The following is a 15,951-nucleotide window of genomic DNA, read 5'->3' as shown; positions in this document are numbered from 1 at the left end:
CTATTTGCTTATCTGTATTTTTTTCGAGCTGCTGTTGCTGCCGTTGGATATGCTCAGAAGATATATCCCGGGTGGATAGTTACTGGTGTCGATAAAAATGTGTTGATCGGCAGTTTTAAACGATGTCACTGTTTTTCCCTGCATGTCGGAAACAAGCACTGTTTTTTGCTTACCGATTGCGGTTTCAATCCACAAACTGTCGCTGGCCGGATTGGGATAAACTGAAAAGGTTTCGTCCTTGTTGATCGCCTCCCGGCTGCTTGTGTAGGTGAAATTGATCCAGTTCAAATTATGTTCACCTTTGCGTGACAGAAGGCGTAAACGGTATTTTCCGGCTGGCAGTTCAATTTTAACGGCCTGTGTAAGCCAGTTTTGCCAGTCGCCGGTGGCATTGATTCTCAACAGCTCGTTGGCCATCATGCGCCCGTCTTTCTCGTTCATGATCAGCAACTCGGGATTGCCTTCCTTTGCTGCTACACGGAATTCGGCCAGATAGCCCCGTTCTTCTTCAACATAAACCAGATAGTCGAGATAATCTCCATCGCTGGCATAAGCCGTATTCAGTCCGCCACCGGTGTCCATGCAGCTTTCCAGTTCGAAACCATTGTTTGTAAGGAAGTCTTCAGCTTCAATCTTTCCGGGAATGCTGTGATGTGGCCTTAGCTGGTTCATCACTTTTTCGGCTGAAAAATTCTCGAGTTGCTGGCCCTGTGAATGGACCGATGTACCCTGGTAGCTCAAACGGATGTTGTCGGTATGAAACAGGTACTGATCGACTTCGATTGCGATTTGCTGCGGATTATTTTCTGTTACCCATAGCTGTTTTACCGATGCAAGACTGCTGTTTACGATCACCTGAAAATCGGAAGCTTCAATCCCTTCACTGGTAGTCGAAACGGCTTTGTTGAGGTTTAGAAAAATGACATTGGCAAGCGGGTCGGTTTTTGCCGACAGCAGTTTAAACGCGACTTCTTCTACAGGCGAAGGCCGTGTGAATGAGAAATAGTTGATGTTTGAGCCGGCTTCATCCATCTTCAGCCTGATCTGCGTCGTCCCTTCAGGCAAAATCAGGTCGTCAACGGTGCTTGTCTGCCATTGATCCCAGGCGCCGGTGGCCGGCAGGGCAATGCTGCCTGATATTACCCTTCCGTTGGCCTCAAGGTGTACCTTTCCTCCACCTTCGCCCGCCGTACGAATACTAAAGCGATAAGCTGCTTCCGCTTCCACATTGAGGGTGTATTGCAGCCATTCGCCTTTCGCTGTCCAGCCAACGATGTAACCATTGCTGATTTCTTCGTTGCTGACAGCTTCAATGTCGACTCCGTCGTTGCGATAGGCCCAGCCCGTGTTCCAGGTTCCGAAAGCATCGGTATTCAAATGGTAGTCGGCTGTATCGTGGTCGAAATAGGCAAAATTGTTTCTGCCCAGATCATAATCGCTGGCAAAAATTGTTTCGCCGGTTTGGTGTGCTTTGAAAGGACGTGTTTGTGTGGTGTGTGGCTGCCTGATCAGTGCGTCGATCACATCGTAGGCAATTTCACAGTTTTCGAATCGGTGATTTCGGGCAAAGGTCATTACCGCCTGAAAAGCTGCGTCGGCGCTCATGCTGCCATTGCCTTTCCACATTTCGATAAGTTGCAGGTAATCGTCGTTGGTTTTCACCTTTAGGATGTTGTTGATGCCCGATTTCTTTACGGGCCACCAGCTCCAGCCAATGTTGTTGCGCTCGGACAAATGCACCAGGTTGCTAAACCAGGTATTTGAATTCTCACCGGTTTCGCCCAGCCATATCGGGCGATTGGTTTGCTGGCGCAGGTTGGTGACCCAACTCAAAGCATCGGCATTGTTGTAGGTCCAGTACTTGTGAAAGCTGTACACCATGTTGGCATCCCAGGCAGGAGTGAGCCCTGTAAAATCGTTGGCAAACCAGTTGCCTTCGATGAAGATGATGTGGTTGGGATCCACTTCGCGGATGGCATTGGTGATTCGTTCGTACAATTCCCTGATTTGCGCATTGTTGTCGTTAAAGGTCCAGTTGATTTCGTTGATCAGGTCGTAGCCGCCAATCCAGGGCTCATTGCGATAACGCTCAGCCAGTTTTTTCCAAAGCGCCACGGTTTTGGCCTTGTTTTCTTCACTTTCCCAAAGCGATGGTTTGGAGGGATCGTAGTCCGAAATGGCGGCATCTTTTCCCTGGCCTCCGGGAGCACCGTGCAGGTCGAGGATGAGATACATCCCGTTTTGGCTGCACCAGGCAAGCAGGCTGTCGGTCAATTCGAAACCTTTGTTGCGCCAGGTGATTTCACCGGCTACCGGTTCTTCTTCGATGGGCGGTGTAAACCAAAGGTAATGCAGGGCCACCCGTATCGAGTTGAAGCCCCACGCTTTCATTGAGTCGACATCGGTTTTGCTGAAGTGGGAACGGAGCCATTCTTCATAAAACAGCTGTGTGCGTTCTTCACCAATGGTTTCGATGAGTTTTTGCCGGAACTCGTGCTGCGTATTGGCCACGCCCGAGGTCTTCATCATATAGCCTTCCTGCAACATCCAGTTTCCGGTTCCAATCCCACGGAGGATGACATTTTCACCTTTGCCGTCGACAATGTTCTGTCCCTGCACATGCAGAAAACCCTGCGACCAGGCATGCGATGCCGTGAGAAAAAACAGCAGGAAGATTAAAACAAGTTTTGTTTGTGTATTTCTTTTTAAAGTCATTGACCGGTTTTGATTGGTGTTTAGTTGATTAAGATGGTTGTGATGGCATGTGCCGGTAAGCAGGCCAATGTACCTTTTCCTTCGAGCCAGATTTTAAACTCAAGGGCTTGATCGCCGGGGTTCATTGCCACCACAGCAAGCGAATTGTCGGGATTGATGAAGGCCGTGGCGTTCAGTTCGTCGTAATTGCTTGAACAGATGATGCGCTGTGCTCCCGGACGAATGTATTTTGAAAAATGGCCCAGGTAGTAAAATGAACTCATGTAGGTCACTTCGCCGGTTTGTGTATTACCAATAACTGGTGCGTAGCAGAAGTTCTCAACGTGGTTGGGGCCTCCCTGTTCGTTCAGCAGGATGTTCCAGTCGATCCATCCCGAGCTGCCATTGTTGAGGTCGTTGATGAGCGATTCGCCGTAACGCTCGCCCCAGTGCCATTCTTCAATCTTTCCGTATTCGAAGGGAAAAACACAACCTTCGGTAAACAGGGTCTTTTTGTCTGGAAAGGCTTCTGCCACCAGTTTTACATTGTCGAAATGATCGCCGGTATACCAGTGAAAGCCGGTTCCCCAAATGTATTTCGAAGCTTCGGGATCGTCGAAGGCTATTTTGGCCCGCTGGTACATGACGCCACGGTTGTGATCCCAGATGATGATTTTCTTATCGGCCATGCCTGCTTTTTCAAGTGTAGGCCCCAGGTGGTTCTTAACAAAATCCTTTTCCTCGGCTGCCGTATAGATACACGACTCCCAGGTTTGCACTGCCATGGGTTCGTTTTGAACGGTGAGTCCCCAGAATTCAATTCCCCGGGCTTCGTATTCTTCAAAGAAGCGGACAAAATAATCGGCCCAGGCCTGCTGGTATTCGGGTTTCAGTTTTCCACCCCTTAACATGTGCTGGTTGGTTTTCATCCAAGCCGGCGGGCTCCAGGGCGAAGCCAGCATTTTCATGTTGCCTGCCTTTTGCAGTGCGGCTTTTATCAGCGGTATTTTGTAGGCTAGATCATGTTCGATGGTAAAATCATTTAATTCGGTATCTCCATCGGTTTCGGTGTAGGCATAGCTTTCGCTCGAAAAATCACAGCTGTGAATGTGCGTACGGCAAAGGCTGTAGCCGATTCCATTGACGGGATCGAAATAGGCGCTTAGAATTTCTTCCTGTTTGTTTTCGGGTAAACGGTAAAAAGTTTCGGCTGCTGCATCGGTCAATGCACCGCCAAAACCTTCGATGGTTTGAAAACGTTTGTTGGCATCGATGATCAGTGTTGGAAAATGTTCGTCGGGTTGTTCGTATTCACCGATTAAAAGATCGCCGACCGCTTCCATCCTTAATCCGCCGGCCGAAGTGGTAAGCTGACTTACCTTGTGCATTTCGATGCGGTTTCCTTCGTCCGCAGTTTTGTTGGCACTGTTTTCCGACTGCATGGATCGATTGGTACAGGCACTGCCAAGTAGTATCAGGGCTGCGAGTACTGTAATGAAGAGTTTGCTGTTTGCCATTTTTGCTGCTAATTTGATTTTGGTCAAAACTAGCATGCCGCCAGGCCCTCATCAAGAAATGCCTCCTCTCAAAAACTCAAAGTTGCTTTTATTTTACCACTTAAAAACACTCAATACGATGCTAAGATGCACATTGTCAGTCTGGTGTTTGTTTTTTTGCAGTTGGCTTCTATTTGCTTACAAACGATAAGCATGATGGATGTAGCAGGCTTAACGATCGAGATTCAACAAGTAATTTTGCAATGAATCGTTTGAGTCAAGGTTCATTTTTTTACGCAAGCGGTAGCGATCGTTTTCGACCGCACGAATGGTTTTATGCATGAATTCGGAAATCTCCTTTGAGGTAAGATTCATTCTGACATAAGTGGCTACTTTTATTTCGGAAAGGGTCAGTGTTGGATGCTTCTCACGCAGTGTTGAGATGAAACTGTCGTAAAATTTATCGAGCCGGGGTTCTATGTATTTCCATTCCTTGTCGCTCGAAATTTCCTTGTCGATTTCTTCAATCACAGTTTCGAGGCCTTTTTTAACCACCGGTTTGGCCTTATTGGCAATGGTAAGCAGTCGGTTTTTAAAGTTGACCAGCACGCGGTTGCGGTTTACCGTAAAATATGTGAGTTTTTCGAGTTCGGTTTCAATGTTTTCTTTTTCCAGCTCAACAATTCGTTTTTCCCTGATCATCTTTTCCTGTTGAAAACGGTTTCGGATGGCATTAACACGAAAGTGAAAAAACACCGACATAGAAGTAATAAATACAAACAGGATGATGGAAACAAACCAGGCTGTTTTCCAGAAGGGCGGGAGTACAGTTATTTTTAGCTGTGCCGTGTTTTCACCCCATAAGCCATCGTTATTCGAGGCCTGTACCTTCAATACGTAGGTCCCGTTTTCAAGATTGGAATAGGAGGCGAAGCGCCGGTCGGATGTAGTGTAAACCCATTCATTGTCAAAACCTTCGAGCAGATAGCGGTACTTGCATTTTTCGGCCTGGGTATAGTTAAGTGCCGCAAAATCGACCGAAAACATCTTTTCGGCATAAGTCAGCGTTATTTCCGAAGTAAACGGGATGGCGCGCGACATGGTAAAATGTTGGTTGATGGTGTCGCCTGGCTGCACCTGACGGTTAAGCACACTAAAGCGGGTTAGGTACACTCGGGGAATGTTGTTGTTGAGTGTCAGTGTTTGTGGATTAAAGCAGTCAAGCCCTTTTTTCGTACCTGCCAGCAGGGTGCCATCATGGAGTTGTAGGAGGGTGGCAGGGTTGAATTCGTTCGATGAAAGACCGTCGGCTTCAAAGAAAGTGGTAAAGCTTTCCCCATCGTCGTTCAGTCGGGCCAGTCCGTCGTAGGTACTTACCCAAATGGTGCCATTGCTGTCCTCGGTCACTCCCAGGGTAATCATACCCGGTAAACCATTTTCTGAAGTGTACAATTTGAATTCCTTCTTCTGCTTGTCGTAGCGCAACAGTCCGTTTCCTTCGGTTGCCATCCATATTCTGCCCCAGCTGTCCTGGTAAAAATCCTGAATCAGTCCCCTGGTGGTAACGTTCTGATCGGGAGAATTCAGTTGCAGCATTTTAAGCGCCTGCTTGTCGTAAATATAAACCCCGTTTCCTTCAGTGCCAAACCAGATATCGCCATCGGCATCTTCAAAAATCGCCATGACATTGGGGTGCCCTACTTTGACCAGTTCGTTGGCATAGGGACCGATGTTCTTAAAGCTTTCCTTTTTTATGTCGAAAATATCGGTGCCATTGCCCAGCAAACCCAGCCATATTTGTTGATCGCTGTCGCTAAGTATGGCCCATACATTTTCAGAATGGATGGCATCTTTGTTGTTGTAGTCGGGCAGGTACCTTTTAAATTTCCCGCTTTTCAGATCAAGCACTGATAGTCCACCGGCATAGGTGCCAAACAGCATGCTTTCGTTACTGCCCTCACCAATGGCCGTGATAACATTTGATGAAATTGTGTACGGGTCATCGGGATTGGAATAGTAGTGTTTAATATCGTTTTGCCCCCCAATGCAATGAAGGCCATCACCGTCGGTTCCGATCCATATCCGGCCTTTTTTGTCCTGGTAAATGCTAATGATCGATTTGTTATTAAAGAAATTGTGTATCGTTTCTCCCAGGACGGGTTTTCCAAACTTATTCATATTGGGATCGTAGCAGGCAATTCCGCTGTCGAAAGTGCCTACCCAAATGCGCTGCTGTTCGTCGATGTACAAACCGTAAATATGTGTACTGGGAAGCGACAGCGGGTTTTGTTCGTCAGGGATCAGGTACTCGAAAGTTTCGCTTTTCGGATCAAGCAGATTGATTCCACCACCATCGCTGGCAATCCATATTTTTCCGTCGGGAGCCTGCAACATTGCGCCGTTTAAGACTTCGGAGTTGAGTCCGTCGTTGAGCTGAAAACTTTTCGATTCCCCTGTGGCGGGATTGTATTTACACAGTCCGTGTATATTGGCCGAGATCCACAAATTTCCTTCTAAGTCTTCAATGATTGTTTTTCTGAAATTCAGAATGGGTTTTTCTGAAGTAGTGTAATGTATGGGGGTGAAAAAGTTTTTTTCCCGGTCGTATTGCTGGATGGCGTTGTCCCAGGTGGCTACATAGATTTCGCCTGAACGGGTTTCGATGATGTCGTTTACAATGTACGAGTTGAGCGTTCCCGGTCCCCAGTGAGGAACAACGATGTCGAAACGATCGTGCAGGCTGTCGTATATGGCAATACCATTGTTGCTGCCTGCCATTACGGTTCCGTCGGCCAGTACTTCAACACAAAGCACCTGTGCGCCTATTCCCAGGTTTTCACCATAGTGGGTAAAATGATTGCTTTTGCGGTTGAATTTGTTTAAGCCGTTTTGATGGGTGCCGATCCATAAATTTCCTTTATTATCTTCAGCAATGCTCAAGATCCGGTTGCCGGAAATGGATCCGGGAGTCGCACTGTTCAGGTATACTTTGAATTCGTAACCATCGTAGCGACATAAGCCATTGCGGGTTCCAAACCACATGAAGCCATCAGCATCTTTGGTGATGCACTCCACGGTATTGTGCGATAATCCTTCATCCTTTGCAATGTGACTAAAATTATACTGTGCCCTGATTCCCTGGTTCAGCAATAAAAACAAAAGCAGAATAAATGAAGTTTTCTTTAAATACATCGTGATGAAATAAGCAATTTTTTAGTAAACAATGATAGTAAAATGAAATCAATTGTTGCCTGCGCATGTCTGTTTGATGCATTTTTGTGAAATTATTTTATTCAACACCGAGCCCCTGGTTCAGCTTATGGCACAAAAATAAAATCGCATGGATCTACTTTGATCCATGCGATTATATTCTTGTATTTACACCAGGTACTGTTATACCTGAAGGTAGGGTAATTCAATGTAGAAGGTTGATCCCTGATTCAGTTTAGAATCGAAATAGAGTTTTCCGCCCAGCAGTTTTACAATCGATTCGGTAATCGTAAGACCGAGCCCGGTCCCTTCGGTCATCGGGTCAACCTGATAAAAACGATTGAAAAGCTTGTCGCGGCTTTCATCTGGAATGCCCTTACCGGTATCTTTCACGTAAAGTATCATTTTACTATCGACCGGATTCACAAAATAACCCAGTTCAATGCTTCCTTTTTCAGTGAACTTGAAGGCATTGTTAACCATATTGTTGAGTGCCTGATAGAGCATTTCACTGTCGGTTTGTAAGAGATCCTTTCCATCGGGTAACATGGTTTTCACTACAAAGTCGATTTTTTGTGCTTTATCCTGGACCCTGTAATAAGCAGCCAGCTGGTTAATTATTTTATTGGCATTGCTTTGTTTTTTGTTGATGTCGAGCTGGTTGGCATCAATTTTAGCCAGGTTGATCATGTCGTCAATCAGGTGGAGCACCTGCTCGGTATCGTTGCGGATGATGTTGATGAAGTTTTCTTTTTGATCTGTTTCCAGTTCTTCTTCGCTGAGCAGGTTGGCAAATCCAACGATGGTGTTGAGCGGCGTTCTGATTTTATGACTCATGTTGCCCAGGTACGACGATTTCATCCGGTCGGATTCCTCGGCTTTTTCCTTTGCCTTAATCAGTTCCTGTTGAACCTGAATGCGTTCGGTAATGTCATCTAGCAGGCCGATGAGATGCAAGGGAGCCTGCAGTTCATCGCGTTTGGTGATGAGCAATGAAACATTGAGCCAGACAATTCCACGCTGAGGGTGCTTGACCCTGAATTCGGCAACCATGGCATTTTTTACTCCCTTGGCCAACTGATCAATTTGTTCTTTTACCGTTTTTCGATCGGCATCATGAATATTCTCGACCAGGTTCATCCAGGCATATTCATGATTTCCGCTGCTCAGATACGACCAGTTTTTGTCGATGGTCACCTGGTCGGTTTTGAAGTTGTACTCACAAAAGATGAGGCCTGAGTTTTCCATGGCCAGACTCAGCTTTTGTTTTTCTTCTTCCAGACTATCCTGCAGTGACTTGATTTCGCGCAGATCGACAAAAGTATTCATTTCGACCTGTTTTCCGTCCATGACCATTTGTGTAATGGTGCGCAGCACCGGAATGCTTTCTCCGCCTGCATGGAGCATAATGCTTTCAAAGGCCTCGTCACTAATGGCTGATTTTGGCACAGTTTCGAGGAAATTGGCCGCCTTGTTGCCCAACACGTCATCGGCTTTGATTCCTATCATTTTGCAGGCATAGGGGTTGATGGTGGTAATGTGTCCGCTGGCCGCATCGGCAATTAGGATGCCTACCTGAGCCTGTTCGAAAATATGTCGTTTAACACTTTCACTGGCTTCCAGTTCCCCGGTTTTGTGATGGTAGTCGGCAATCAAACGGGCAATGTCCGACATCTCAGTTTTTCCACTAAGCATCGGTTTGATCTCGCGGGTACTGCCTTTCTGTAATGAAGAAGAAATATTTTTTAAAGGAGAAATAACCCATATAATCAGGAAGATAACCAGGAAAATTACTATGATAAGTAGCGATCCGGTCATAATCCATTTATCGGTTGAGTTGGTTTGGTTCCAAAGTGAAAGGAAAGGAAGGTTGAGCTCAATGTTCAAAAGGGCCTCGCTGCTGCCATTATAGGCTTTCAACTCACGAGTGATTCTGACATTGGTGGCCGAAAGATCCTGAAGGTTATCTTCCGACAATACCACATTGATTTCTGAATTATTAATCTCCGCTTCGTAGCGGTCGATCCAGCGCTGATCAATCAGCGAAGCCATAAGCAGGTAGCCTGTTTGCCCCAATCCGGTATCGACGATCTGCCCACCGTGGTAATAAATTACCTGATTATTGTAAATTTTGTAAAATGAATTAAGCTGATTACCGGCAAGAACACCGGGGATTTCATCCTGAGGTATGGGGATTTGTGAAGGCGTGACGGAACCAATGCTTTTGTTGTAAAAGATGCTTCCGTCGTTTTTAAAGAACCACACGGCATCCACTTCATGGTATTGCATGATTTCGTCAATCAGGTATTCATTCACAAAGTAAGCACCGGGTTCGGGAGCTGATAGAAAAACAGCACTTGCAGGCGTATTGAGCAGGTCGTTGGCATACGAAGCAAAACCAATGCTGTACGGATCGGGTGTGATCATTTTATCAACCTGAACATCGTACTCTTCTTTTATAGAGTTCTTAATTAACTCAAATTCGTTGGAGGCTTTGATTTGAAACAGGGTCACTACCGAGAAAACCACTGCTGTTATCCCAACAATCAACCAAATAAAACGAGAAAGAAGTTTCATAATGTTTGTCTTTTAAATAACAGAACAAGCGTTAATGATATTCGATATCAGGCCGGTAAATGCATTGATGACCTTAAGCGCTTCACCTTTTGTATTGCTGCTCGATTCTTGTTGGTAAGGTAATAAATTCTGTAAAACAATAAAACATTGTTGTGCCCGAAGCAATAAATAATTTATGTTCTTCGGTTTTTATGAATATTTATTTGATGAATATTTCTGAAATGCTGCTTCCATGAGCAGAAAAAATGCCTGTCCTTCGGTGGCCCTGCCGGGGGTGTCGAACCAGGGAGCACCGCATACATCCTGCACATAGCCCCATTCATCTACTTTTGCATGGGCTGCTTTTCGCATCTGTAAAGCTGCATCGAGATAGTCCTCACTGAGCCACTTCGATTTCAAACCGCAGAATAGACCATAGGCAATCATTTGTGAAAGATTGGTTTCGATAAAGCTGCCCGGGTCATCAACAATGTCGTGAAATAGCCCGTCAGGACGCAGGTATTTGAGACAGCCATCGATGTTTTGCTTTGCGTAGCCAATCATCCGCTTCCTTTCGCTGCTCATCGATTCGGGCAGCTGATCGATGATGCGGGCCAGGGCTGCAATGGCCCAGCCGTTGCCAACTCCCCAGAATTTTTCGATGATGAAGCGCTGTTCTGCAACATGATAACGGTGGGAGTAGAGCTGTTCCTTTTCATTCCACAGATAGTTTCTGATACCTTCCACCTGTTTGATGGCTTCTTCTGCATGACCTGCAACGCAAAGGTAAGGAGGGGCCATGTACATCGAGTCGATCCAGATTTCGGGCGAATTGAGTGTATGATGGAGTATTCCTTCGGGGGTTTTCGGTGCCTTGTTGAGCAGGTAGTTGAGCATTTTTTTGTGGGCGGCGTTTAACTGGGGATCGTTGTTTGTTTTTCCCAGCACAAACACTGCTTCGCCCGAGGCTGCCGGATCGGTAACTCCGTTGTCGCTGTACAAAACGGCCAGGCGTCCTTCGTCGCTTTGACGTAATACGGCTTCCCTGGCAAGCAAGAGCGCAAGCCGCGTGTTGCCCGATTCAAGCAGCGCCTGCAGGGCCACACCTTGTTCCCACGATGCCCGTTGCATGCTTAACATGGCGGTGGTGACCTTCTCTGTCAGTTTGGAATCAGCCGCGGTGTTGCTTTTTGGCGAACAACTGCCGGCCAGCATAGGAACTGCAGGTAGCAGCACCGATGTGGCAAGGGCCGACTTCAGAAAATCGCGCCGTTTGAAGCTCATAGTAGGTGAAGTCATGTTTCGATTGATTTGCTTGTACCGGACTAAAAGTACAAAAAAGAACCGTTCCTGAAACAGAAACGGTTCTTGTAAGTCTGGTTTTGCGCATTGTTACTTGTTCTTTTTAATCCATTCGAGCGCATTAACAAAGGCTTCAAGCCATGGAGTCACTTCATCGGCTTTCCTGTCGGCAGGATAGTAGCCCCATTGCCATGGGAAAATGGCCCGTTCAAGATGGGGCATCATGGCAAAGTGACGACCATCGTTTGAACAAAGGGCCGCGGTATTGAAATCCGATCCGTTGGGATTGCCCGGATAGCCTTGTTGTGTGTATTTTACAGGGATCTGGTATTGACCTTCTCCGGCTGGCAGACTGAATTTACCCTCTCCATGGGCCACCCAAACGCCCAGCGTTTTACCAGCCATGTTCCCCATCATCACCGATTGGTTGGGCTGAATAGTCACATTGAGGAAGCTCGATTCAAACTTATGACTTTCGTTGTGAAGCATGCGCGGTTTTTGTTCCATTCCCGGATACACCAGGTTGAGCTCGACCATCAACTGGCAGCCGTTGCAAATACCAAGACTCAAAGTGTCGTTGCGCTGGTAGAAATTCTCGAGTGCCAGCCTCGCTTTTTCGTTGTATTTGAAAGCACCAGCCCAGCCCTTGGCTGATCCCAGTACGTCGGAGTTGGAAAAGCCGCCAACAAACACAATCATGTTGATGTCGCTCAGGTCTTCACGTCCGCTGATGAGGTCGGTCATGTGTACGTCCTTCACGTCGAAGCCGGCAAGGTAAAGGCTGTAAGCCATTTCACGATCGCCGTTCACTCCTTTTTCGCGGATGATGGCCGCCCTGATGTCGCTTGCTGAGCGCCGTTTCAGATCGATGCCGAGCGCCCTGGCACTTCCGTCAAAGTCTTGAAAGTCGTAGGTCAGTTCGTTGTTCTTGTAATTGTTGAAACGCTCGAGTGCCAGTTTCCCGCCGCTTTGTTTGCGGTCGAGCAGGTAGGATGTTTTGAACCAAAGATCGCGCAGGTGTTTGATGTCGAATTGATAGCTTTCACTATTGTTCGTAATGTTTACTTTGCCCGAAGTGTTGGGTTCGCCTATTTTTACCACATCGATATCCTGGGTTTTCAGCCATTCAAAAGCTTCGGCTTCGGCCTGGAAAATGATGCCCGGGTTTTCGGAGAACAACACTTTCACACTGTCGGCTTCTCCCAGTTCGCTAAGGTCGAGGTTGAGACCGCTTTGGTTGTCGGAGAAACAGATCTCGAGCAGCGAAGTGATCAGTCCGCCACCACCAATGTCGTGGCCGCTGCCCATACTTCCTCTTTCAATCAGTTCCTGTACAGCGTTAAATGCTTTCACGAAGTAGGCTGCATCGCTTACGGTGGGTGTTTGCCGGCCCATCCGGTTTGTGATTTGTGCAAAGGCACTTCCTCCCAGTGCTTTGGGGGCGCGTGAAAAATCGATGTAGTAGAGCGACTGCTTTTGAACCAATACCGGCTCCACGGTTTTACGCAGGTCGCTCACCTCGCCCGAGGCCGAAATAATTACGGTTCCCGGTGCCAATACGGTTTCCTGACTGTACTTCTGGGTCATCGAACAGGAATCTTTTCCTGTGGGAATGTTTACGCCCAGAGCAATGGCAAAGTCGCTGGCTGCCTGCACTGCCTCGTAAATACGGGCATCTTCTCCTTCATTTTTGCATGGCCACATCCAGTTGGCACTCATGCTGATGCCTTTGATCTTGTCGGTGAGTGGTGCCCAAATGATGTTGGTAAGGGCTTCGGCTATCGACAGGATGGATCCGTTGGCTGCGTTGATGAGTCCGGCTGCCGGGGCATGCCCGATCGAAGTTGACAGACCGCTTTTCCCCTGATAATCGAGGGCGATTACACCCAGGTTGTTGAGTGGAAGCTGCAGTTTGCCGGCAGTTTGCTGCTTGGCAATGCGGCCGGTTACCGAGCGGTCGACCTTGTTGGTGAGCCAGTCCTTACAGGCCACATTTTCGAGTTGCAGCACCTGTTCGGTATAGTGGTAAATTTTTTCGCTGCTGTAGTCTACATCGGCAAAAGCGGCATCGATGCTTTGATCCTGCATGATGGTTTTAGGCGGATTGCCAAACATGTGCTCCAGTTTCCAGTCGATGGGTTTTTCATTGGTCGCGGCTTGTTCAAAGGTGAATTTCATGTCGTTGGTGGTTTCGCCAATTACATACATGGGCGAACGTTCGCGCTCGGCAATCTTTTTGAGCTTTTCAACATAATTTTCGTCGATAACCAGGCCCATGCGTTCCTGCGATTCATTCCCCACAATTTCCTTGAGTGAAAGGGTAGGGTCGCCAACGGGCAATTTGCTGATGTCGATAATGCCTCCGGTTTCTTCAACCAGCTCGCTCAGGCAGTTGAGGTGGCCACCTGCTCCGTGGTCGTGAATCGACACAATGGGATTTTCATCTTCCTCGCTCAAAGCCCTGATGGCATTGAAAACCCGCTTTTGCATTTCGGGATTGGCCCGCTGTACGGCGTTGAGCTCAATCTTGTTTTCAAATTCACCGGTTGCTACCGACGATACGGCGCCACCGCCCATGCCAATGCGGTAATTGTCGCCGCCCAGCAGTACCACCTTTTGCCCCGGAACCGGGGTGTCTTTCAGGCTGTCTTTCTTTTTTCCGTAGCCAATGCCACCTGCGAGCATAATTACCTTGTCGTAGGCGTATTTCTTATTGCTCTCGAAATGCTCGAAGGTTAATACGCTGCCATTGATCAGTGGCTGACCAAATTTATTGCCAAAATCGCTGGCTCCGTTCGAAGCTTTGATCAGGATCTCTTCGGGTGTTTGGTATAGCCAGGGGCGGGGTATAGTTGCTTTTTCCCATTCGTGAGTTTCATCGGTACGCGGATAGGCAGTCATGTATACGGCTGTCCCTGCAACCGGCAGCGCACCTTTTCCACCTGCAATGCGGTCGCGTATTTCACCACCGGTACCGGTGGCTGCTCCGTTAAAAGGTTCAACAGTAGTGGGGAAGTTATGGGTTTCGGCTTTCAACGAAAGCACGGTTTCAATGTCTTTGATTTCGAAAAAGTCGGCCGTGTCGTGCGTGCGGGGAGCAAACTGTTCTACCACTGGCCCGGCGGCAAAGGAACAGTTGTCCTTGTAGGCCGAAACAATTTTATTGGGATGGGTGGCCGTGGTAAGCTTGATGAGTTTGAAAAGCGATAGTTCTTTTTCTTCACCGTCGATGATGAAGGTGCCGTTAAAAATTTTGTGACGGCAATGTTCACTGTTCACCTGCGAGAAGCCAAACACCTCACTGTCAGTGAGCGGGCGTCCCAGGGTTTGTGCTACCGATTCGAGATAGCTGATTTCTTCGTTACTCAGTGCCAGTCCTTCCTTTTCGTTGTAGGCAGCTATGTTGTCGATGCTGATAATCGCCTCGGGATCTTTTTCTATGGTGAAAAGTTCCTGGTTAAGGCCCTGGTAAAGATGTTGCAACATGGGGTCGAAGGTGCTGTCGGGACCTTCGGCTTTGATGTATTCTTCTATACGAAAAATGCTGTCGATTCCCATGTTCTGGGTGATTTCAACAGCATTGGTACTCCAGGGGGTCAGCATTTCTTTTCGCGGCCCTACGAACCAGCCTTCCACCTCTTGCGTTTCAAGCTTTTCAGCGTCGCCAAACAGCCAGCCTAACTTGCTGATATCGTCATCGGAAAGCGGTTTTTTTGTACTCACGGCAATGTAATTGCCCCCGGGTACATGAAAAAATAAGATCATAATTGAGAAGATTTACATTAAGCTTTATTAACGCTGCAAATATAGTAAAAAGGCATGGTAAACGGGAAAAACTCTTATCTTTCGGTCTTGGTGTATAAACAGTTAACAATGCCTTAAACACTGCGAAACAGGGTGCTTTGTTAACAGAAGATGTTGAAAACTATGTTGCGAAATGGATTGATTGTCCTGTTTGTTTTTATGCTGGCAGGTTGTAGTATGGAGAAAAAGCTGTCGCGTAAGTACGAAGGAGAAGGGCGGGAGCTGCTGATCAGGGAATTTGGAGAACCCGACAAGGTGGTCGATATGAAAAACGGCATCCAGCGTTTTATCTACATCGAGGAAAGCTACATCAGGGAAACGGAGATTGGTACCGGAAGTTTTACCCTCGATCCGCGTATTAGTCCCGGCTTTACAAAGGAAGAGACTTATCGTTTCGACATCAACGGGCAGGGGATGATCGTAAAAACGTCGTACGAAAAACGGCAAAAGTGATCGTGCCAGGCCGATTGCAGGGCGCCCGATGTGGTGATTTTCAGTGTTTCGAAAGTAAAAGTGAAATTTAGTCTGTAAAAACTGATTTTTCTTTTTGGTGGAAATGGGGAATTTTATACTTTTGCCACCGTTCTACAAAAACAAGTGTACGCCCAGATGGTGAAATTGGTAGACACGCCAGCTTGAGGGGCTGGTATCCGTTTAGGATGTGCAAGTTCGAGTCTTGTTCTGGGCACGGAGAGCTGAAAACCGCAAAGGTCTTCAGCTTTTTTTATGTAGAAAAATGGAACAGCATCAACAAGATGAGAAGTTTATCCCGGTAAGGGCAGCGATACCGGGAAGTCTTGTTCTGGGCACGGAGAGCTGAAAACCGCAAAGGTCTTCAGCTTTTTTTATGTAGAAAAATGGAACAGCATCAACAAGATGAGAAGTTTAT

Annotated in this window: 7 protein-coding genes and 1 tRNA gene; 2 read left to right on the top strand and 6 right to left on the bottom strand. The window is 47.2% G+C overall.

Annotated elements, in window-relative coordinates; genetic code table 11:
* From FHS86_RS18000 to purL, 6 genes are all read right to left on the bottom strand, one after another.
* Entirely contained in the window at positions 1-2,715 is a 2,715-nt protein-coding gene (locus tag FHS86_RS18000; protein ID WP_429417088.1) for a carbohydrate-binding protein, read from the bottom strand.
* A gap of 20 nt (positions 2,716-2,735) precedes the next feature.
* A complete protein-coding gene (locus tag FHS86_RS17995; protein ID WP_429417085.1) occupies positions 2,736-4,211 on the bottom strand; it encodes a glycoside hydrolase family 30 protein in 1,476 nt (491 codons plus the stop codon).
* A gap of 210 nt (positions 4,212-4,421) precedes the next feature.
* On the bottom strand, positions 4,422-7,382 hold the full coding sequence (locus FHS86_RS17990; RefSeq protein ID WP_429417082.1) for a two-component regulator propeller domain-containing protein: 2,961 nt from the start codon (positions 7,380-7,382) through the stop codon (positions 4,422-4,424).
* Between the two features lie 201 nt (positions 7,383-7,583).
* Complete coding sequence (locus FHS86_RS17985) at positions 7,584-9,977, bottom strand: ATP-binding protein (RefSeq protein WP_429417079.1); 2,394 nt, start codon at positions 9,975-9,977, stop codon at positions 7,584-7,586.
* Between the two features lie 189 nt (positions 9,978-10,166).
* Positions 10,167-11,255, bottom strand: a complete 1,089-nt coding sequence (locus FHS86_RS17980) for a glycoside hydrolase family 88 protein (RefSeq protein ID WP_429417076.1) — start codon at positions 11,253-11,255, stop codon at positions 10,167-10,169.
* 93 nt (positions 11,256-11,348) lie between these two features.
* Entirely contained in the window at positions 11,349-15,023 is a 3,675-nt protein-coding gene (gene purL / locus FHS86_RS17975) for a phosphoribosylformylglycinamidine synthase (protein WP_429417073.1), read from the bottom strand.
* 162 nt (positions 15,024-15,185) lie between these two features.
* On the opposite strand from purL, the gene FHS86_RS17970 reads away from it, so the two are divergent.
* Together FHS86_RS17970 and FHS86_RS17965 are read left to right on the top strand one after the other, a co-directional pair.
* Positions 15,186-15,515: a hypothetical protein gene (locus FHS86_RS17970; protein WP_429417071.1), complete on the top strand. Its 330-nt coding sequence runs from the start codon at positions 15,186-15,188 to the stop codon at positions 15,513-15,515.
* A gap of 150 nt (positions 15,516-15,665) precedes the next feature.
* A tRNA-Leu gene (locus FHS86_RS17965) sits at positions 15,666-15,750 on the top strand.
* The last annotated feature ends 201 nt before the right edge of the window (positions 15,751-15,951 follow it).

Source organism: Roseimarinus sediminis (genome assembly GCF_050433125.1).
Lineage (GTDB): Bacteria > Bacteroidota > Bacteroidia > Bacteroidales > Prolixibacteraceae > Roseimarinus > Roseimarinus sediminis.
Note: the sequence above shows the minus strand (reverse complement) of the source record. Positions and strands in the feature narration are given on the sequence as shown.